Raw genomic sequence first — 19,882 nt, forward strand, 5'->3', positions numbered from 1 at the left:
GTTTTTTCTCAATTTACATCAATATTTTTAAAATATGTCCTATTGCCACACCCACAAAACCCACATTCGATCAAAAAACAGCAAATGTGGGTTTTGTGGGTATAACATTTAAAGAGAAATAAAAATTTACTCCTCTACAAGACACTCTGGGTTAATATAATATTTGCCATTTGTTTTTGTAGAAATATATCCTCGTTGGATTAATTTGTTAATGGCCTCCAGTCGATCCTCTTTCTGAGTTAAATTAGACCAATCTTTATCTCTGATTTGAGATCGAGTAAAAAAAGAACCTAAAAGTGGTAATTTGTTAGCTAAAGACCTTGCAGGAATATCATCTTTATATGCCAAACCATACATCCGTTTTGCATGACTTAAAAAATAAGCCCCCAGTTTAATTGCACGAAGAATATAATCAACAGGTATATATTGCTCACCTGATATACGTCCCCATTTTTCATAAAGAAATAAATACACCGAAAGCGCAGCAACAAATTCATAAGATTTTCCAACATGTGCACTCAAATGAGGCTCCATCTCATAGGCTTGAATAGTAGTTTCTTCTCGCCAATAATCAAATACTTCTTGTGCTTCATCATCGAAACGAACAACTATTTCATCAGGTGGCATATTATTTAAACTTGCCAATAAAATGTTCCATTTCCTCTCTAACTCTTCTTCGCCTTGCTTATCTTGAGACAATCGAATTTTAGTATCTGGATAAACCACACCTTGAAAACGCTGCAAAAATCCATCGTTTGTTAAGTTATTTTTCATCTCGTTAACAACACGTTCTAATTTCCCCGGTTGAGTACCCCCAATAATACTTATTATTACCCTTTCAATGTAATCCGTTCCCCTGCTAATCGTTCTATAGCTATAAGATCCATTCCCATTATAAGCAGTTAAGTAAAATCCCCTCTCTTCACAATATTCATCTTTTGATAACCGTATGAACAACGGAGCTACTTCATCAAGTTCCAGCATAATCCCATCAATATTATCTTTCATAATTAATATGAGTTTTTCAAATGTAGTTCGATTGACAGTATATACTTTGCATTTGGGTGCTTGAGCGAGCAGAATATTAATCTCGTGTTGAAGTGTTTTAATTCTTGTTTCGAAAATATCCACATTATTTTGTTCAGGCTGCGTTTTTACATTTTCTCTATCTAACCCTTTCATTGCCGTATTTAATTTTCTTTGCAGTAAATCCAGCTTTTGTTTATGCAGCTCATGATTTTTGTTATAAACTTTTTCCGCCTCCTCACTGATGCTTTTTATAAAACTTGCTGTTGCGTCTAATGCATTGGATTTACCGGATGAGGGAGGCCCGACCATTATCCAGAAAAAATTAGGAGTAACATGCCACTTAGTATGTCTGGTCATTGCTATTTTTAATTTTCCTGCAAATAATACCCCCATACGTGATAATACCGAGATTAAAATAAAATCAGGGGGACATCCTCGAATTTCTGCTTGCTCTTTGATAAAGGTTTCCATCTGCTCGGGTAGTGAATCATATGGAATATCATCGACAGGTAATAATTTATTATCAAACGGCTGATACACATTAAATTTAATATTTGATGGTAACACCCCATTATTAGCCAAGCTCTTGTTAAACTCATCTACGGTGCCTCCATCTGGCGCATATGTTGTTTGAGCAGCTTTAGCAATGGCATCTTTTAAATCTAACTTTTCCATTACTCGCCATAAGTCAAAACAATCATGCCAATATCCATCATTAAACTCATCCGCATGATGGCTATAAAATTTATTTCCTTTTATTGTGATCCCTGGAATTCCAGAGGAAGAATTTGGTCTAAGCCATTTATGAGACAATATACGTGTATAACCATAATAACTTAGTAATTCTTCAATATTTCTCTGCTCGTTAAATGCGTGGATAACAGATATTTGCTCTGGCTTGTTGGATAAAGGTTGTGTAAAAACATAACTAGTAGGAGGCACCTCTAGTGGATTGATAACATCAACAAGTTGCCCCTCCGTATATTCGAAATAAAGTGTTTCTATCTTGCTACCCGTGGGCTTACGTGGACAATACCAGCCTTGTGACCAAGTTGAATTTTCAATTGCATTAGCTAATAAATCACTTCCCAACCCGGCTAGAACTACATTGATTTGTGAGATAATTGATTCTACTGTTGGAGCCAATTGCTCTTTTTTATATGGTAAATCAGTACATAACACTATTCGATAACGATGACCTTTCTCGCTCGTATAATGTGAATGAGATCCATGCAATATATGAGCTAAATTAAGATCTTTCAGGATTTGACTCACTTGCAACGGATCTGGTGCGCCCTCAACCTCTTCACCATTAATGTTAATACGTTTATCACAATCAATAACAACTACACTAGCTAAGCTTAATGTGTTTTCAGTGCTTCTTCCCAAACATTGCTTTGTATCATTATTAACTTTTAAAGTGGTTCGAAGCCAATGAGATCCTTCTTTACTACCTTCAAGGCATTCTCTTATTTTAGCTACCCATGTTCTAGCACTAATATTCTGGTAAACAGGTTTTCCTCTTACATCATTATTTGAAAACGCAACTTCAATTTGATCTAAAATTGTATTAAACTCTTTCATGTTAAGTACTCAATATAGTCTCGAAGGTTGCCGCCCTCGAGATATTAATTTTTGGTTTACTCTTTTCTTACAAAAATAAGTAAACCTACTTTTTTAATGATTTTCAGCAGCAAGTCCTGCAGCCCAGTCCTCTATTTCTTTTCTGAGATACATTGGACGTTTACCCAAAGGATTTCTGGTTTTTGGGAAATCAGGTAGCTTATTAAGTTCATAAAATTTAGTTGCTCCCACCCCTAGCATTTTTCGAGTCTGTTTGGGGTAAATAAAAATAGGATCGTTTGGCATATTTTACTCTCTCAAGATATTAAAAAATTAAATAGACATGAATCGTTCTCAAGGATCCATGAGAACAATGGTAACTCAATAAGAAAGAGTAAATTCGCCGTTTTAAAGGAGGTTTTTTTGAAAGAGTTCGGGGATTTTAATTAATCTTTTTGTTTAAAAAATAAAAAATCCCCAGTTTACATTTAGTTAGATAAGTAAGTCATCGGGAATTTCCTCTGTGGCATCTTGTAATACTTTATATCGGCTGTAGTAATCTTCCACTGTATCTATTGATTCAAGTCCACTAATAATCATTGCAAAATTAATGCGTTGATTTTTATTGCCACTTCCCTTACCCCCCTGATTTAAATCCAGCTCACGCTTAGCAAAAACAAAAAGTGCGTGTATAGCGGCTTCTTCAAGATATTTTGGATTGACTACAGCAGATTTATTTTTTAGAAGAAAAGATCGAGTTTTTTTCAGTAAACTAATACGTGCTTGAATGCAGTAAGAGAAGATTGTTTCTTCAAACTTTTTTCTCTCGTCAAATTCAGCTGGACTTTCCATACTTAAAAATAGATCATCCATGTGGAAATAATTTAGGTATATTTGAAGATCTTTGTTCCATTCATTGAATTTTTTGTTTTGTTCCAGCATTTTAGTATATTTATTAATCAATGAGTCTACATATTTCTTTGCTTTGACTGCATCAAAAGTTGAAATAATGTTATACCCATTAATATAATTTTCCCAAGGTTTAGTCATTTCCTTAAATTGTTCAGGAGAAGGATTAAATCCATACTCCCTAAGCAAATCTTTCCTAATATCTCGTTCTCTTTCTTGAGTTGATACTGGTTTACTGTAATTGCTCATAATTATCTCACTTTACTTGAGTTATAAATATTTGATCTTGCTTTGTTTGAATCCAATCGCTGTACCACTCCATTAATTTTCTACGTTCCTCTTTAAAATCAGCACGTAAATACATACCTCTCACCCCTTGTACTTTATGAGCTAATTGAGCCTCGATAGCATCACTCCTAAAAGTACTTTTTTCATGCAATACACTTGAAGCAAGAGAACGAAATCCATGAGCTGTATGACGATTTTTAAATCCGCAACTATGCAAAAGTTTGCGAATACTCGTTTCACTAATTGGTTTGGGTTTGTTTAAGGAAGGGGAATTAAAGAGGTATGGCGTAAAACCAGTAATCAGTCTTAACTCCCTCAGTAATTTCAAAACTTGTGGTGATAGCGGAACCCAATGTGCAACGGCCATCTTCATGCGCTCAACAGGAATGTGCCATTCTGCTTCATGAAAATTAAATTCACTCCATTGAGCAAGCCGCAGTTCCGAGGGTCTAGTAAATAGGTGAGCAAGTAGTTCAATATAAAGTTTCGTAATTTTTGTAGCGTTGCTGTTACTGATAATCGCTAACATATCATGCGCTTCATGCGAACTAATAGCTGGCTGATTTACAACTTTGGGCTTTGGAACAAGTGCTTTATGTAATCCAATGAACGGATAATTGCTGGTAATAGATGCACCAACAGCAAATTCAAAAATGGCTTTTAATCTGGCAAAGACTCGGTGAGCTGCATCATGATGCCCGCGTTCTTCGTGTTGTTGAATAATATTCAATAAATCGGCCTTGGCTATATCATCAATCGCTTTGTCAGCAATGAAAGGATAAATATCGCGTGTAAGGCTTTTTCTATGACGTTTAAAAGCAACCTCTTTCCATGTACCCTTATATTTTTGAAACCATTGTTCAGCAACTGTTTTAAAAATTATCCGTTCAACTTCGTCCTCAGAGTCTTTCACTCTAGGATCAATCGCTTTATCCACCAACTCTCGATAAGTCAAAGCAGTGGCCCGAGCATCAGCAAGAGAAACACTAGGATACTTCCCGATAGTGATTGTTTGTGGCTTTTTATTCCATTGAAAACGGAAAATGAATACCTTATTGAGTTTATTCTTGCTTGGTCTTAGTTCTAATACCAAACCATAGAGATCAGTATGGCGTTTTTTATCACCAATCTTCAAAGATTTTATATAGGAGTCAGTTAACATTATAAATTACCTCAACTAAGCGGTAACTTTGGAAGAACTGGAGGAGAAGGTTACAAAAAACCTTACCCAAAATCTTACCCAAAGTTCTCGCGGCTATATGCGAAAAATTACGAATAGTTGAGAACGATTTGAGAGAGGAAAGTCTATATTATTTTATTATTTATCAATCAGTTACGTACTAATTTGAACTCTTGCGAACAATTACAAAATGTGTAATTGGTGCCCAGGGCCGGAATCGAACCGGCATGGTGTTACCACCGAGGGATTTTAAGTCCCTTGCGTCTACCTGTTTCGCCACCTGGGCATTTTTTATTATGTGGAGGCTGAGGCCGGAATCGAACCGGCGTACACGGCTTTGCAGGCCGCTGCATGACCACTCTGCCACACAGCCTCAGTCTGATACTTGACTCGCAAGTACATGTACATCTTATTGCTCTAAAAAAAAAGCGACATTGTCGTCGCTTTAATTTGGAGCGGGAAACGAGACTCGAACTCGCGACCCCAACCTTGGCAAGGTTGTGCTCTACCAACTGAGCTATTCCCGCGTCTCTACGGGGTGCATTCTACTGATTTTTTAAACCCTGTCAACAATAAATTTAATTTTTTTTGGTTAATTCTGGCCAAGCAATCGCTAAGTAAACAACCATAGACCAAATAGTTAAAATAGCTGACACATATAGCAAGACAAAACCAAATGAACCCCACCAAGAGCTCAATGGATTAAACGCTAATAATAAAAATAATGCGAGCATTTGCAATAATGTTTTTACTTTACCAATATAACCGACCGCAACACTTGTTCGCTTTCCTATTTCTGCCATCCATTCACGTAATGCAGAAATAACAATTTCACGCCCAACAATAATAGCTGCTGGAATAGTAATGTAATTAATGTCCTTAGCTCCCACTAAAAGTAACAAGCTCGTTGAAACCAATAATTTATCTGCAACCGGGTCAAGAAACGCACCAAATGGCGACATCAATTTTAATTTACGTGCCAGGTATCCATCCAGCCAATCAGTGAAACTGGCCGCGGCAAAAATACCTGCAGAAACTACATTTACCCATTTGAATGGCAAATAAAAGATAATGACCAATACTGGAATCAATAAAATACGCAGTAACGTTAATAAATTCGGTAAACTGGTAATTGTACTCAACACTTCATACTCCCCTTTGCACACTAGGTAACTTTAACTTAAAAAAAGTAGATTAATCTATAGTTATCTTTGATATCGCACTGTAAGCTAGCCGCACAGCGCTAATTTTATAGATTTAGAAAAGCACATCACATTTTATTTAACCCAAATCACCATTACAGATTTAAATAGTCAGCTAATAATTGATAATCATCAAATACCGCGGCAGCACCTGCCATTTTTAAGGCCGCTCCTTGCTGGTGATAAAAGTCTACCCCTATCGCAGTAACATGGATATTTTTTGCCATTTCCATATCGGTAATTGAATCACCTATCATCAGGGTTGTTGACGCTTTGCTCGCTACTGCAGCAATAATTTCTTCAAGCATCTGTGGACAAGGCTTTGCTGCAGTTTGTCCTGCAGAACGGGTCACGGTAATAAATTTATCTAAACCGGAAATCTGTAATGCCCGTGCTAAAGATTGTTGGCCTTTATTTGTAGCAATAGCCATCGTAATGTTGGCATCATGCAATTTTTGGATAAACTCACGTGTACCAGGAATTAACCAAATCTCTGAGGCATGAATAGCCATGGAATGTTGTACTGCTCGTATTAGTTGCTCGTGTTGTGTATCAGATAAATTGGGATACGCTTTTTTCAATGCTTTAACTAAACCCAAATCCACATAATTTCTTGCTTCATTGAAGTCAAAAGTACCAAAGCCCAGTGCCTCAGCTTCAATAGCCACTGTGTGAAATACAGCGCCTAACGTATCTGCTATAGTACCTTCCCAATCAAACACAACCAAATCATATGGATTGCTCATCACTTACTGCACTCCTCGCACGCAACAGTTTTAGTGTGTTAGAAAATTGTTCTTCTGCATTAGCTTGAAAACAATGCTTTATTCCATTCAACTCGAATTGAATTGAACGTGCATGTAAATAAAGACGACGTTGACGATTATCTACTCCCTCAACTTCACCTGCAAGTGATCCATACTTTTCATCACCTACAATCACATGCCCTAAATGAGCGCTATGAACTCTAATCTGATGGGTACGCCCTGTTTTAGGACTTGCCTCTACCCAACATGCTTGTTGGTAATTCTCTAACAATTTAAAGGATGTTTCTGAAGCTTTCCCCTCTTCATTAACAAACACCATACGCTCCCCTGATTTTAAAACACTTTTTTCAAGTGCCGCACGGACGGTTATTTGTTTCTTTCCTTCCCAACAGTGCGTTAATAAAGCCCAATAACTTTTTTGCACCTCACGTGCTTCTAATAAGGCATGCAGCGCTCTTAAAGTACTGCGCTTTTTAGCGAGCAGCAAGCAGCCTGAAGTTTCTCTATCCAAACGATGGATTAATTCCAAATAAGTTAAATCCTGACGCATTTTGCGTAAGGCTTCGATAACACCAAGACTGACACCACTACCGCCATGCACAGCAATCCCTGAGGGCTTGTTAATTACCAAGAAACAATTATCTTCAAAAATAATGCACTCTTTTAAACGTTTTGCCAACGAATCACCAACGAAGATTTCTTTCGATTCTGCAATACGGATTGGTGGAATACGGACCACATCTCTTTCATGCAAACGTGAACTCACCTGAGCTCTTTTCTTATTTATCCGAACCTCTCCACCACGTATAATTCTGTAAATATGGCTTTTGGGAACACCCTTTAAAATGCGAATTAAGTAATTGTCCAGACGTTGGCCATTTTCCTCATTACTTATTTCTCTATAACTTACTTCACTCATTGTCAATAAACCTGTTTTCTGAGCCGTATTTTTTTGATATGATCGCCTATAGCATGATAATAATTTCATGCAACCGAATTATAACGCATAAATATAAAAAAAGCGTAACTATTTACCACCTTCCTTTCTTTTGAGTATGCCAACATAGTGCAATACAATAGATAATAGGCTATATGTAAAGGTAATTAGTTACAGAAAAACAGCGCTTCCATTTAAGCTTATAGATATAAGGAAGCGAACCGATGCCAGAGACAAATTGATCACTTACTCGACAGAAACCTACGCATGCCAGACATGCTTTATACCGACTACGAATTATCTCGGGCCTTTCGCACGTTTCATTTTAACCTGCCTAGTTCATATTCAGTATATTTCACAGTATGCACCTCTTATTGTTCAGGGAACATGCGTAAAGTCTGTCCACAAGGCTAAGGATTCGCTTAAAGATCACTGCTCTTACTGTTCAAAAGATGAACCTCTGAGACCTTATGAGCCTTACACTATCGCAACTTAAATAAAGCGCCCTAATTAGAGGTTACAAATGGAAAAAATGTTAATCAATGCAACGCAACTTGAAGAAGTACGCGTTGCGCTTATTAAAAACAACCACTTATTTGATCTGGATATTGAGTGTCCAGGTGAGGTAAAAAAGAAAGGTAATATCTACAAAGCCACGGTAACACGTCGTGAGCCAAGCTTAGATGCCGTTTTTGTAGAATATGGCGCAAAACGTCAAGGCTTTTTGCCTCTTAAAGAAATTGCACCAGAATACCTTAGCAAAAATCCAGCTGATTTTGGCGATGATCGCCCACCAATCACTTCATTAATTCGTGAAGGCCAAGAATTACTGATTCAGGTAGATAAAGAAGAGCGCGGCAGCAAGGGGGCGGCTTTAACTACTTTTATTACACTCGCTGGTTGCTACCTTGTATTAATGCCCAATAACCCACGTTCAGGTGGCATTTCACGACGTATTGAAGGCGATGAGCGTGATGAATTACGTGAAACCTTAAATGCATTAACCTTACCTGAAGATATGGGCTTAATCATTCGTACTGCAGGTGTTGGTAAGAACCAAGAAGAGTTACAAGATGACTTGAACATGCTCTGCAACCAATGGCAATCAATAAAACAAGCTTATAATACTGAACTGGCTCCTTGCCTGATTCATCAGGAAGGTGATGTGATTATTCGTTCAATTCGCGATAATTTACGTAAATCAATCAGTGAAATTATCATCGATGACCAGATTTCTTACATTAAAGCAAAGCAATACATTGAGCGCGTAAAACCCGAGTTTTTACCTAATCTGAAGTTATATAATAGCAGTATTCCTTTATTTAACTTCTATCAAATTGAAAGCCAGATCGAAACCGCTTATCAGCGTCAGGTCATGCTACCCTCTGGCGGTGCATTGGTGATTGACCGCACTGAGGCATTGGTATCAATTGATATAAATTCGGCGAAAGCTACTGGCGGTACTGACATTGAAGCAACTGCTTTTAATACAAATATTGAAGCAGCTGATGAAATTGCGCGCCAATTACGTCTACGTGACTTAGGTGGGTTAGTTGTTATCGATTTTATCGATATGAATTCCAGCAAGAATCAACGTGATGTTGAAAACCGCCTTAAAGAAGCATTGCAAGCCGATAGAGCACGTATCCAAGTAGGTCGTATTTCACGTTTTGGCTTATTAGAAATGTCTCGCCAACGCCTAAGATTATCTTTGGGTGAAGCAGCACAAGAAGTATGTTCCCGCTGTGAAGGTCGTGGTACCGTTCGTAATATCCAATCACATGGCTTATCAATTACTCGTCTCATTGAAGAGGAAGCCTTAAAGGAAAAGACTGCTGAAATTCAAGTGCAGCTGCCTCCAGAAATGGCTACATTCATTATGAACGAGAAGCGTAATTTTATCAGAGACATTGAAAAAAGACATGCTGTAGCTGTTGTGATTATTGCTAACCCTTACATGCATTCTCCGCAATACACAATCACCCGTCTGAAAGAGGATAATGTAGGTAAAACAAAGAAACCAAGTTACACCTTAATTCAACAGCCTGAAGTGCATATTGCCAGCAATGACCAAGAGTTAGCTGCTCGCGATGAGCCTGCAGTAAAACCATTTACTGGTCATTCAGAAAAAACGTACCAAATCAGTTTTATCAAGCGCTTATGGAGTAGTTTATTTGGCGGATATGCTGAAACTTCTACAACTACGAGCCATATACCCACAAAAAAAGTGCAGGTTCGTAACCAAGAGCAAGGTCATAAATCATCTCGTAACCAAAGTGGTGATAGAAGACAAGGCAATCGCAGACGTCGCCCTCAGCAACAACGTGGTAATATCAATGCAGCGACTAATGCAAGTTCCTCTACTTCACAACAAAATCGTAAAAGACCAAACCAAGGCCAACAAACATCTTCACGTGCTACTTCTGGGCGTAGCAATGAGAGTAGTAATAAAAGGAAAGAATCTACATCGATTAAAGAACACGTAGAGAAATAATATCAGCAATCCCCTTTGTAACCGAAGGGGATTGTCTTCTTCTCTTATTTCTCATTCCCTGGCCTTGACGATTTATAAGAAGCATCCTATCTTACAACAAGAACCCAACTTACAAAAAGGTGAAATAATGATACCTGTAAAAGGATATGCAGCTCAAAGCCCTAAAAAACCTCTCGCTCCTTATGTATTCAATCGTCGTGAAGTAGGGAAACATGACGTATTAATTGATATTAAATTCTGTGGTATTTGCCATTCAGACATCCACCAAGTTCGTGATGAATGGGGTGGAGCTACATTTCCTATGGTTCCTGGCCATGAAATTATTGGAGTAGTGACCAAGATAGGCAATGGTGTCACTCGGTTTAAAGAAGGAGATACCGTTGGTGTTGGTTGCTTTGTAGACTCTTGCCGCAAATGCGAAAACTGTAAAGAAGATTTAGAACAATATTGTGAAGATGGTGCGACATTCACTTACAACAGTAGAACGCGTGATGGTAGCGAAGCTACTCAAGGAGGTTATTCAACCAAAATCGTGGTAGATGAAAATTATGTCCTTCATGTGCCTGATAATTTACCCATGAATGCTGCAGCGCCCTTGCTTTGTGCTGGTATTACCTTGTACTCACCATTAAAGCACTGGAAAGCAGGTCCTGGTAAACATGTAGCAATCCTAGGGCTCGGTGGTTTAGGCCATATGGGCGTGAAATTAGCTCATGCTCTAGGTGCTGAAGTGACTGTACTTAGCCACTCCATGAATAAAGAGACTGATGCGAAACGCTTTGGCGCAGACCACTTCTATGCAACCTCTGATCCTAAAACTTTTGAAAAACTAAATAATTATTTTGATCTTATCATCTGTACCGTGTCGGCCAAATTGGATTGGAGCCAATATTTAGCATTATTAAAACGTGATGGTGCTATGGTCGTGGTTGGCATACCTGCAGATGAAATACCTATTCACGCCTTTTCACTCGTTAGCGCCCGTAAGAGCTTGTCAGGTTCGCTGATTGGAGGCATCAAAGAAACTCAAGAAATGCTCGATTTCTGTGGCAAGCACAATATTGTTTCCGATATTGAGCTAATCCCAATTAACCGGGTCAATGAAGCCTATGAGCGCGTACTAAAAAGCGATGTACGCTATCGCTTTGTGATTGATATTGCCTCGCTTTAGGATGGTGATGGTTGACGGCGTGGTTAAACCACGCCGTCTATTCTATGTTTAAGAAGGTATAACCGGCGTCGCTGTTCCAAAAAAACTCATAATTAAAAAGATTAAAAAAATCACAATGAATAAAAAGAACAACATCTTAGCAATGCTAGTGGCTGTTGATGCTACGCCACGGAACCCAAATAATCCTGCAACAATCGCAATGATTAAAAATATAACCGCCCATTGTAACATAGCAATCTCTCCTTGTTATTAAAGTCCGTCACTTTTAAGTATAGATGATTATGCTGAACTCTCTATGATTCAGAAGCAATAGGATTAACTCCTATATTGGGATTGACACCACAATCTTCGAGCACTTTCAATAGATTGTTTCCTTTAATAGTCAAGCGCTTAATACAATATTCTTCAAAATAGCTATTAAGAATATAATCATATTCCTTGAGGGTTAAAATAGTGAGTATTTTTTCAGCACGCTCTAAATGTTTGAGATTATTGTATTTACAAGATTGGAATAAAATTCCACCTAGCATTGCCGCCATACTGGCTTTACGCGCGGGATTTGCTAAGTAAAAGCGCTGGATGCATTCATCTAAAGCTCTATCTTTATCCCACTCAACCCATTCATCATACAAAGCCAAAGCTTGCTCAAAATCCCAGGAATTTGAAGCAATAACCTGTTGCATAAAATAAGCCACCGATACAATAGCTTGTATATTTGCCCATGAACAGTTACCACTAATTTGTGAACTAATAGGCATTTTTGCTACAGGAACTAAACCTAAAAGCTGATTAATTTGCTGGTGGAAAAAATTTCGTGGTTGTTTCTTATACATAAAATTCTGTAAAAACTGCAAATTTAATGCTTCAGGATGCGTGATTTGATAAATATTCACTGAACCTTCTTTTAAGCTATTTTCTCCACGGTCAATTTTTGCCCATAATTGACCAAAACGCACGAATCCCATCGCATGACCACGACTGGCGGCAGGAAGGATGAGCATGGGTGCTGCTAAAATTTGCTGCATACGCTCATAATGAGGTTCCAAGAGCTTAGGTTGATGCTGAAACTGCAGCAACTCGGCTGCATGGGTAAATGCATCCATAATCACATGAACTGCAGGAAAATATGCCCGTAAATGGCGGGTGGAATAGCTGCTGACAAACCGTCTTAGCGAATCTTTAAGGACTGCAACCGTAAACTCGAGCATAAATCCTTCATAATTAAGCTCAATAAATACCCCTTGACCATTGACAATATCCACATCACCGATTAATTCAAAACGATGGCCAATCAATTTGCCATTAATAAAATCCAAAGCAAAATCAAGCTTCGCACCATATTGGTACAAAAGATGTTTTATAGAGTCTTGCCCACGTAACACCGGATAAACTAATACTGATAAGCCACTTGACTCATAAGCATTAGCATCAGCACCATTAGTCAATAATAAGCGCGCAAGTTCTATGTCATTATTATCCACAGCCCAATGTAATGCAGTACGACCACCGATATCAGTTTTATTGACAGCGACCTTACGTGCAAGCAATTGTTCAGCAATTTTTAGCTGTCGTGTAATCGCACATTCAATTAAGGGAGTAAAACCATATTCATCAATGTCATCTAAAGATTCACCGGCATGGACATAGGCATCAAAATCTGGCATTTGATGATTGATGATGTCTTCTGCAATGGTCATTACCTAGGTCCTTGTGGCCTTAAATTATTTTTATTTCCTGGCATATATCCTAGACGATATTGCTTTTCTTGCTCTTGCTCGCGGCGCTCATTTTCAAATTTGGTCCTATTAACATCCCCTACATTCGGCAGTACGCTCACCGTAGGATCACGGCCATCATGAAGAGGAGTATTAAGATTGGGATGCTGTTTGATGCCATTATTAAAGGCTTCTTCTTGATAATTTCCAGTAACTTCAGCATCATCAGAATGCTCTTTCGCTTCTACTCTGGCAATACGCCGCTGCCCATCTTGTTCAATAAGGCGCCTTTTTCGCGCCATACTCCTTGTTTCTTCAACCAAAAAATCACTTTTACGTTTTCTTCCGGAAAAATCACCTGTACCTGTACTACCTGTATCTGTGCTATCTGTATCTATATCTTCAACCAAAGAATTACTGTTGCGCTTTCTTTTAAAAGAATCGCCGATAGGTTTACCGATACTAGATAATATATTTCTGCTCATAATAATTTCAGTATATACCCAAAACAGCTCAATGACTAATATTCGCTCACTATGATTTTAATATTGGGATAAATGATCCGAATGCAAGAAGCATCCAGGAAATAATTTATAAGTATTCTCTTTGCAGTATTTCCGCAATTTGCACTGCATTGGAGGCTGCACCCTTACGAATATTATCTGCAACAACCCAAAGATTTAAACCATTAGGATGAGAAATATCTTGACGAATACGCCCAACAAATACATCATCCTGACCGACTGCATTTTTAAGTACGGTTGGATAGCTTGCTTTGGCAATATTATCAACCACTTGAACTCCGGGAGCATTTTCTAGAAGAGCTAGCGCTTCAACCACAGTCAGTGGTTTTTTTAGTTCCACATGGATGGCTTCCGAGTGACCATAAATTACCGGAACGCGCACCGCTGTTGGATTAACCATAATACTGTCATCTTCCATAATTTTTCGTGTTTCCCAAACCATTTTCATCTCTTCGCGAGTATAGCCATTGTCCTCAAATTGGTCAATGTGGGGAATAACATTAAAGGCGATTTGCTGCGGATAAACTACCGACTTTACTGGACGTCCATTAAGTAATTCGCCAGTTTGATGAATCAACTCGCTAATGGCCTTTTTTCCAGTGCCAGAAACAGATTGATAAGTAGCCACGTTAATACGGCTAATTCCTACTGCATCATAAAGTGGTTTTAAAGCCACAACCATTTGAATGGTGGAACAATTGGGATTGGCAATTATATTGCGATTTGTATATTGCGCAATGCAATGAGCATTTACTTCGGGTACTACTAAAGGAATATCTTGTTCATACCGAAAGCTTGAGCTGTTATCAATAACAATACAACCTGCCGCAGCTGCTTTAGGTGCATAGTTTTTTGATACAGCACTACCAGCAGAAAATAAAGCAATATCTACTTCAGCAAAATCAAATTCTGCCAAATCCAAAACGTCCAATTGCTGACCTTGGAATCCAACTGTTTTACCCACTGAACGTTCACTGGCTAAAGGGTAAAGATTTTTTATAGGGAACTTTCGCTCTTCTAAAACAGTTAAAAATGCCTCACCTACAGCACCTGTTGCGCCTACTATAGCTACATTTAATTCAATACCCATTATGCCCTCTTGCTGACAATTAAACTGTTATTTGATTGCTTTATACCTTAAATAGTGATCCATTAATACCAAAGCCATCATTGCTTCCACAATAGGTACGGCCCTAATCCCAACACAAGGATCATGCCGACCTTTAGTCACCACAGTGACTTCTTCACCTGCTGTATTTAAAGTCTTTCCAGGAATAGTAATACTAGACGTTGGTTTTAAGGCAATGCTTATTTCGATGTTTTGTCCGGTAGAAATACCACCTAAAATCCCCCCCGCATGATTACTTAAGAATCCTTCACGCGTCATTTGATCACGATGCATTGATCCCAATTGATTAACTGCTGCAAATCCTGAGCCAATTTCTACTCCTTTGACTGCATTAATCGACATCATAGCATAAGCCAAAGTCGCATCTAATTTATCAAAAACTGGGTCACCTAAACCGATGGGTACTTGCTTGGCAATAACTTTAACGCGAGCCCCAACGGAATCGCCTTGCCGTCGTAAGCGTTCAATATACTCTGCAAGGGCGTGAATTTGATGATTATTCGGGCAAAAAAAAGGATTATTATTGATTTCTTGCTCATCCTCAAAATGCAATACTAAATCCCCCATTTGTTGCAAGTAACCCACAATTTCTATATTCGCATAACATTGAAGATACAAACGCGCAATAGCACCTGCAGCAACGCGTGCTGCGGTTTCTCGGGCTGAGGAGCGCCCACCACCACGATAATCACGGTGGCCGTATTTATGATGATATGTAAAATCAGCATGCCCTGGACGAAAAATATTTTTTATTTCTTCATAATCACGAGAACGCTGATCGGTATTGTGGATTAATAAAGCAATGGGAGCACCTGTTGTTTTTCCTGCAAAAACTCCTGACACTATTTGCACTGCATCATCTTCTCGTCGTTGTGTCGTGTATTTAGATTGTCCTGGTTTGCGTTTGTCGAGAAAAGGTTGAATATCCGCCTCACAGAGCATTAAGCCTGGTGGACAGCCATCGACCACACAGCCAATAGCGGGGCCATGGCTTTCTCCAAAGGTAGTTACAGTAAATAAAGTCCCAAAAGTATTACCCGACATTAAAATACTCATCTAATTGTTGCTTCGTTAATAAAAAAACCCCTTGGCCGCCGTGACTCATTTCCAACCAGGTAAAAGGAACATGCGGATAGGCATCATTTAAAGCTTCTTCACTATTTCCTACTTCAACCACCAAAACCCCATGCTCACTTAAATAAGCATGAGCATTTTTTAGAATAGTTTCAACAATAGCTAAACCATTATTACCCGTTTCCAAAGCCAGCACTGGCTCGTGGCGGAATTCATCCGGTAAAGTTTGCATTTCATCTTTACTAACATAAGGTGGATTACTTACGATTAAATCATATTTAACTTCGGGCACTTGATCAAAACAATCAGACTCAATCAGTGTTAACTGCCCTTCAACTCCTAACTCTTCTCGATTCAGGTGCGCCACCGCTAAAGCCTCATTGGAAATATCCACAGCATCCACATGCGCGTCAGGAAAAGCATAGCAGCATGCAATAGCAATACAGCCACTTCCTGTACACAGATCCAATACACGATGAACTTGCTCAACATCAATCCACGGAGCAAATTGATTTTTAATTAATTCGGCAAGGGGGGAACGTGGAATCAACACCCGTTCATCCACATAAAAAGGCAGATCGCAAAAGTAAGCTTCTTTAATTAAATAAGGCACTGGCACCCGTTGATTGATACGTTTTTCTAATTGTTGGCATAAGTGTTTTTTTTCGCTTGTAGTTAAGCGACCATTGAGTAAGTCAGGCTCTATATCATAAGGTAAAGACAAACTTCTTAAAACGAGGGAACGCATATCATCCCAAGCATTATCAGTACCATGACCATAATATAAATTGGCATTAATGGAACAAGATAAACTAAAGCGTAAGAAATCTAAGACGGTGGATAATTCTTCAGTTTCCTTAAGAACATAATTATTCATTACTACTCCATTAATTGGGATGGGATTATAAAACAGAAAAAATACAAATTGTACCTCATGTCGTAGCGTGGGTGAAGAAAAAGCCGCTTATGCGTTAACTAAGTGGAAAAACTGCATAAATTAAGCCTTTTCCTTCACCCTCACTAGCCACTAAGTTATACTTTGTACATAACTCTTGAACACAGATAAACATGGCTGATGATTTTATATCCGATGAAGACAAAGCTTTATTTCATGAATACATGCGTTCTGTTAAGCCATTAAAAGAACAAAATAAACGCATTAAAATAGAAACGTCAAAACCACCGTTATCACCCAAAAGAAAAAAATTACCTCCGATTACAGAGAACGTCGAATATTATCTGTCCGATGTGATTAAAAATACAGTGTTGTCACAAACAACTCTATCGTACGCACAAGCGGGACTTGACAATCAACGCTTTAAGGAACTAAAAAATGGGCAAATTTTTTGGGAAGGTCGTTTGGATCTTCATGGATTAAAAAGTGATAAAGCCCGCGATGCTCTGTGTCATTTTATTAAAAACAAAACAGAAGAAGGCATGCGCTGTTTATTAATCATTCATGGTAAAGGTGGGCATGAAGGCTCACCACCAGTGATTAAAAACCTGGTTAATCGTTGGTTACCTCAGTTAGAAGAGGTATTAGCTTACCATAGCGCCTTACCCAAAGATGGTGGCACTGGCGCAGTTTATGTCTTACTTAAAAGAAATAGAAAGTAAGGATTAAGTAAAATAACCTACCTAAATAGAATAAAAAGGTTTGCTTACTTGCGTTAGGGCGTTTTTCTGAGGATAATTCGTTTCATTATTAGAAAGGTACGAGCTGCATATGGAACAATTTAGTCAATTTATTACCAATCACTGGCTGCTATGGCTTCTGTTCATTGTTATTTTATTTTTAACATTCCTAAATGAGTTAATTTCACAAAAAAAGAAAGCCAAAGAACTTAGCCCCCAAAAAGCCGTAGAATTAATTAATAATGAAGATGCTGTAGTCATTGATCTACGTGAAAAAGAAGCTTTTAAAAATGGGCACATCATCAATGCCATCAATGCGAAAAGCGATGATTTTGCACAACAAAAAATGGAAAAATACAAAGGAATCCCCATTATCTTGGTTTGCGAACGCGGTGTTCAATCCCCTATTCTAGCAAGCAAAATCAGCACTCAAGGCTATCAACCTATGGTATTAAATGGTGGAATCAATGCTTGGCAAGCTGCTGATTTACCATTAGTTAAAGGTAAATAAAATGAGATTGGAAATTATTATCTACAGCACAGGTTATTGCCCTTATTGTACTAGAGCTAAAGATTTATTAAATCGCAAAAATGTTTCCTTTACTGAAATTCGCGTTGATCAACAACCAGAATTACGTGAAGAAATGGAAACTAAAAGTGGTCGTCTGACTGTGCCACAAATTTTCATTAATGGCCATCATATTGGCGGCTGCGATGATTTATATGCCCTGGAAGCGCAGGGAAAATTAGACCAACTATTAAGAGGATAAGAATATCATGGCTGAACAAACAACCCCACAACAAAACAATGAAACTCAATTCATGATCCAACGAGTTTATGTTAAAGATTTATCTTATGAAACGCCAAATACGCCTGCTGTATTTCAGCAACAATGGGAACCTGAACTTACTCTTGACATCAATACGAATACTACAAAATTAGAAGAACATGTCTATGAAGTGGTATTAACAGTAACAGCTACTGTTAAAAACCAGCAAACAGTTGCCTTCCTGGTAGAAGTAAAGCAAGCAGGTATTTTCACCATTCAAGATGCTCCAGACAATCAATTAGATCACCTCTTAAACAGCTTCTGTCCAAGCATTTTATTCCCTTACGCTCGCGAAGCAATTACTTCTCAGGTAATTCGTGGTAGTTTCCCACAATTGGTATTAGCACCAATTAACTTTGATGCTTTATACATGCAACAATTAGCAGAACGTCAAAAAGGAGCCACTGTTGCTGAAGAATCAACAACTCACTAAACAATGAACAAGAAAACTATTGCCATTCTCGGTGCCGGTTCCTGGGGCACCGCTGTTGCAATTCATTTATCTCACATAGGGCATAAAGTATTGCTATGGGCACATAATCCACAACATGTTGCCCTTATGGCAAAAATGAGAAGCAATTCACGCTATCTCCCAGATACCCCTTTTCCTGAGGGTTTAATACCCACCGATAATTTAGCTCAATGCGTTATGCTGGCCGATTATGTCATTATTGCGGTGCCTTCTCATGCTTTTGCCGAATTATTAGCAAAAATTGAAAAGCCACATCATGGTTTAGCATGGATTACCAAAGGGATTGATCCCACAACGCATCAATTATTAAGTCAATTAGTTGCACAACGTTTTGGTCCTGAATTCCCAGTTGCCATGATTACTGGCCCTTCCTTTGCTAAAGAAGTAGCACGCTTTTTACCAACTGCTTTAACTTTGGCCGGGAATAATCTTGATTATCAAAAAGGTATTCAAAAATTGGTTCATCACAGTAATATTCGTGTGTATTTTAGTGATGATCTCACTGGCGTTCAAGTCTGTGGTGCGGTTAAAAATGTATTGGCAATTGGTTGTGGAATTAGTGATGGCTTAGGGTATGGTGCTAACGCCAAAGCAGCGATTATCACACGTGGTCTGGCAGAAATGAGCCGCTTGGGCCTTAGCCTTGGCGCTCAAGCAGAGACTTTTCTTGGTCTTGCTGGGGTTGGCGATCTGGTCCTCACATGTACAGATGATCAATCGCGTAATCGTCGTTTCGGTTTGCTTTTAGGGCAAAATGTCACTATGAGCGAAGCAGAGCAACAAATTGGGCAAGTAGTAGAAGGTAAAGGCAATGCCGCACAAGTTTGCACTTTAGCACGAAAAAATAAGATTGAAATGCCAATTTGTGAGCAAATTAATACGCTTTTAGAGGGAAAAATAAGTGTCCAGCAAGTGGTTCATAATTTAATGAGTCGCCCACCTAAAGTGGAATAAAAATTGAAA

General features: G+C 38.5%; 20 protein-coding genes and 3 tRNA genes. 7 read left to right on the forward strand and 16 right to left on the reverse strand.

Annotated elements, in window-relative coordinates; all coding sequences use genetic code 11:
* Positions 1-126: 126 nt before the first annotated feature.
* The 10 genes from QM652_RS04925 to QM652_RS04970 all read right to left on the reverse strand — a co-directional run bounded on the left by QM652_RS04925 (position 127) and on the right by QM652_RS04970 (position 7,857).
* Positions 127-2,613, reverse strand: coding sequence for a DUF3987 domain-containing protein (locus QM652_RS04925; RefSeq protein WP_415073436.1), 2,487 nt, complete (start codon positions 2,611-2,613; stop codon positions 127-129).
* Between the two features lie 93 nt (positions 2,614-2,706).
* Positions 2,707-2,898: a helix-turn-helix transcriptional regulator gene (locus tag QM652_RS04930; protein ID WP_415073438.1), complete on the reverse strand. Its 192-nt coding sequence runs from the start codon at positions 2,896-2,898 to the stop codon at positions 2,707-2,709.
* Positions 2,899-3,084: 186 nt separating this feature from the next.
* On the reverse strand, positions 3,085-3,750 hold the full coding sequence (locus QM652_RS04935) for a hypothetical protein (protein ID WP_415073440.1): 666 nt from the start codon (positions 3,748-3,750) through the stop codon (positions 3,085-3,087).
* Positions 3,751-3,757: 7 nt separating this feature from the next.
* Positions 3,758-4,951, reverse strand: a complete 1,194-nt coding sequence (locus QM652_RS04940) for a tyrosine-type recombinase/integrase (RefSeq protein ID WP_415073442.1) — start codon at positions 4,949-4,951, stop codon at positions 3,758-3,760.
* 217 nt (positions 4,952-5,168) lie between these two features.
* Positions 5,169-5,255, reverse strand: a tRNA-Leu gene (locus tag QM652_RS04945).
* A gap of 13 nt (positions 5,256-5,268) precedes the next feature.
* Positions 5,269-5,342 (reverse strand) — tRNA-Cys (locus QM652_RS04950).
* A 78-nt stretch (positions 5,343-5,420) separates the two neighbouring features.
* Positions 5,421-5,496, reverse strand: a tRNA-Gly gene (locus QM652_RS04955).
* A gap of 51 nt (positions 5,497-5,547) precedes the next feature.
* The gene (pgsA, locus tag QM652_RS04960; RefSeq protein ID WP_415073497.1) at positions 5,548-6,111 is read right to left on the reverse strand and encodes a CDP-diacylglycerol--glycerol-3-phosphate 3-phosphatidyltransferase; all 564 of its coding nucleotides are present in this window, start codon (positions 6,109-6,111) and stop codon (positions 5,548-5,550) included.
* Between the two features lie 155 nt (positions 6,112-6,266).
* Positions 6,267-6,917: an HAD family hydrolase gene (locus QM652_RS04965; RefSeq protein ID WP_415073444.1), complete on the reverse strand. Its 651-nt coding sequence runs from the start codon at positions 6,915-6,917 to the stop codon at positions 6,267-6,269.
* Complete coding sequence (locus QM652_RS04970; protein WP_415073446.1) at positions 6,901-7,857, reverse strand: RluA family pseudouridine synthase; 957 nt, start codon at positions 7,855-7,857, stop codon at positions 6,901-6,903. The genes QM652_RS04965 and QM652_RS04970 overlap by 17 nt, the downstream gene beginning before the upstream one ends.
* 541 nt (positions 7,858-8,398) lie before the next feature.
* Here QM652_RS04970 and QM652_RS04975 point away from each other — a divergent pair.
* Together QM652_RS04975 and QM652_RS04980 are read left to right on the forward strand one after the other, a co-directional pair.
* Positions 8,399-10,369 (forward strand): Rne/Rng family ribonuclease, encoded by a 1,971-nt coding sequence (locus QM652_RS04975; protein WP_415073448.1) that lies wholly within the window; start codon positions 8,399-8,401, stop codon positions 10,367-10,369.
* A 127-nt stretch (positions 10,370-10,496) separates the two neighbouring features.
* Complete coding sequence (locus QM652_RS04980; RefSeq protein WP_415073450.1) at positions 10,497-11,540, forward strand: NAD(P)-dependent alcohol dehydrogenase; 1,044 nt, start codon at positions 10,497-10,499, stop codon at positions 11,538-11,540.
* Positions 11,541-11,588: 48 nt separating this feature from the next.
* Here QM652_RS04980 and QM652_RS04985 read toward each other — a convergent pair whose 3' ends face one another.
* From QM652_RS04985 to prmB, 6 genes are all read right to left on the reverse strand, one after another.
* Positions 11,589-11,771: a DUF1328 domain-containing protein gene (locus QM652_RS04985; RefSeq protein ID WP_415073452.1), complete on the reverse strand. Its 183-nt coding sequence runs from the start codon at positions 11,769-11,771 to the stop codon at positions 11,589-11,591.
* 62 nt (positions 11,772-11,833) lie between these two features.
* Positions 11,834-13,237 (reverse strand): Dot/Icm T4SS effector AnkH/LegA3, encoded by a 1,404-nt coding sequence (gene ankH, locus QM652_RS04990; protein ID WP_415073454.1) that lies wholly within the window; start codon positions 13,235-13,237, stop codon positions 11,834-11,836.
* Positions 13,237-13,740 carry a hypothetical protein gene (locus tag QM652_RS04995; RefSeq protein ID WP_415073456.1) on the reverse strand — a complete coding sequence of 168 codons (504 nt, stop codon included), beginning with the start codon at positions 13,738-13,740 and terminating at the stop codon, positions 13,237-13,239. The genes ankH and QM652_RS04995 overlap by 1 nt, the downstream gene beginning before the upstream one ends.
* A 106-nt stretch (positions 13,741-13,846) precedes the next feature.
* The gene (locus QM652_RS05000) at positions 13,847-14,869 is read right to left on the reverse strand and encodes an aspartate-semialdehyde dehydrogenase (protein ID WP_415073458.1); all 1,023 of its coding nucleotides are present in this window, start codon (positions 14,867-14,869) and stop codon (positions 13,847-13,849) included.
* Positions 14,870-14,896: 27 nt separating this feature from the next.
* Entirely contained in the window at positions 14,897-15,952 is a 1,056-nt protein-coding gene (gene aroC / locus QM652_RS05005; protein WP_415073499.1) for a chorismate synthase, read from the reverse strand.
* Complete coding sequence (gene prmB, locus QM652_RS05010; protein WP_415073460.1) at positions 15,942-16,859, reverse strand: 50S ribosomal protein L3 N(5)-glutamine methyltransferase; 918 nt, start codon at positions 16,857-16,859, stop codon at positions 15,942-15,944. The genes aroC and prmB overlap by 11 nt, the downstream gene beginning before the upstream one ends.
* Positions 16,860-17,050: 191 nt before the next feature.
* Between prmB and QM652_RS05015 the strand changes: the two genes are divergently transcribed.
* The 5 genes from QM652_RS05015 to QM652_RS05035 all read left to right on the forward strand — a co-directional run bounded on the left by QM652_RS05015 (position 17,051) and on the right by QM652_RS05035 (position 19,873).
* Positions 17,051-17,599 carry a Smr/MutS family protein gene (locus QM652_RS05015; RefSeq protein ID WP_415073462.1) on the forward strand — a complete coding sequence of 183 codons (549 nt, stop codon included), beginning with the start codon at positions 17,051-17,053 and terminating at the stop codon, positions 17,597-17,599.
* A gap of 109 nt (positions 17,600-17,708) precedes the next feature.
* Positions 17,709-18,128: a rhodanese-like domain-containing protein gene (locus QM652_RS05020; RefSeq protein WP_415073464.1), complete on the forward strand. Its 420-nt coding sequence runs from the start codon at positions 17,709-17,711 to the stop codon at positions 18,126-18,128.
* A gap of 1 nt (position 18,129) precedes the next feature.
* Complete coding sequence (gene grxC, locus QM652_RS05025; protein ID WP_415073466.1) at positions 18,130-18,387, forward strand: glutaredoxin 3; 258 nt, start codon at positions 18,130-18,132, stop codon at positions 18,385-18,387.
* A 7-nt stretch (positions 18,388-18,394) separates the two neighbouring features.
* Positions 18,395-18,880, forward strand: coding sequence for a protein-export chaperone SecB (gene secB, locus QM652_RS05030; protein WP_415073467.1), 486 nt, complete (start codon positions 18,395-18,397; stop codon positions 18,878-18,880).
* 3 nt (positions 18,881-18,883) lie between these two features.
* Positions 18,884-19,873: an NAD(P)H-dependent glycerol-3-phosphate dehydrogenase gene (locus QM652_RS05035; protein ID WP_415073468.1), complete on the forward strand. Its 990-nt coding sequence runs from the start codon at positions 18,884-18,886 to the stop codon at positions 19,871-19,873.
* The last annotated feature ends 9 nt before the right edge of the window (positions 19,874-19,882 follow it).

It is taken from the genome of Legionella sp. (genome assembly GCF_047605385.1).
Classification (GTDB): Bacteria; Pseudomonadota; Gammaproteobacteria; order Legionellales; family Legionellaceae; genus Legionella.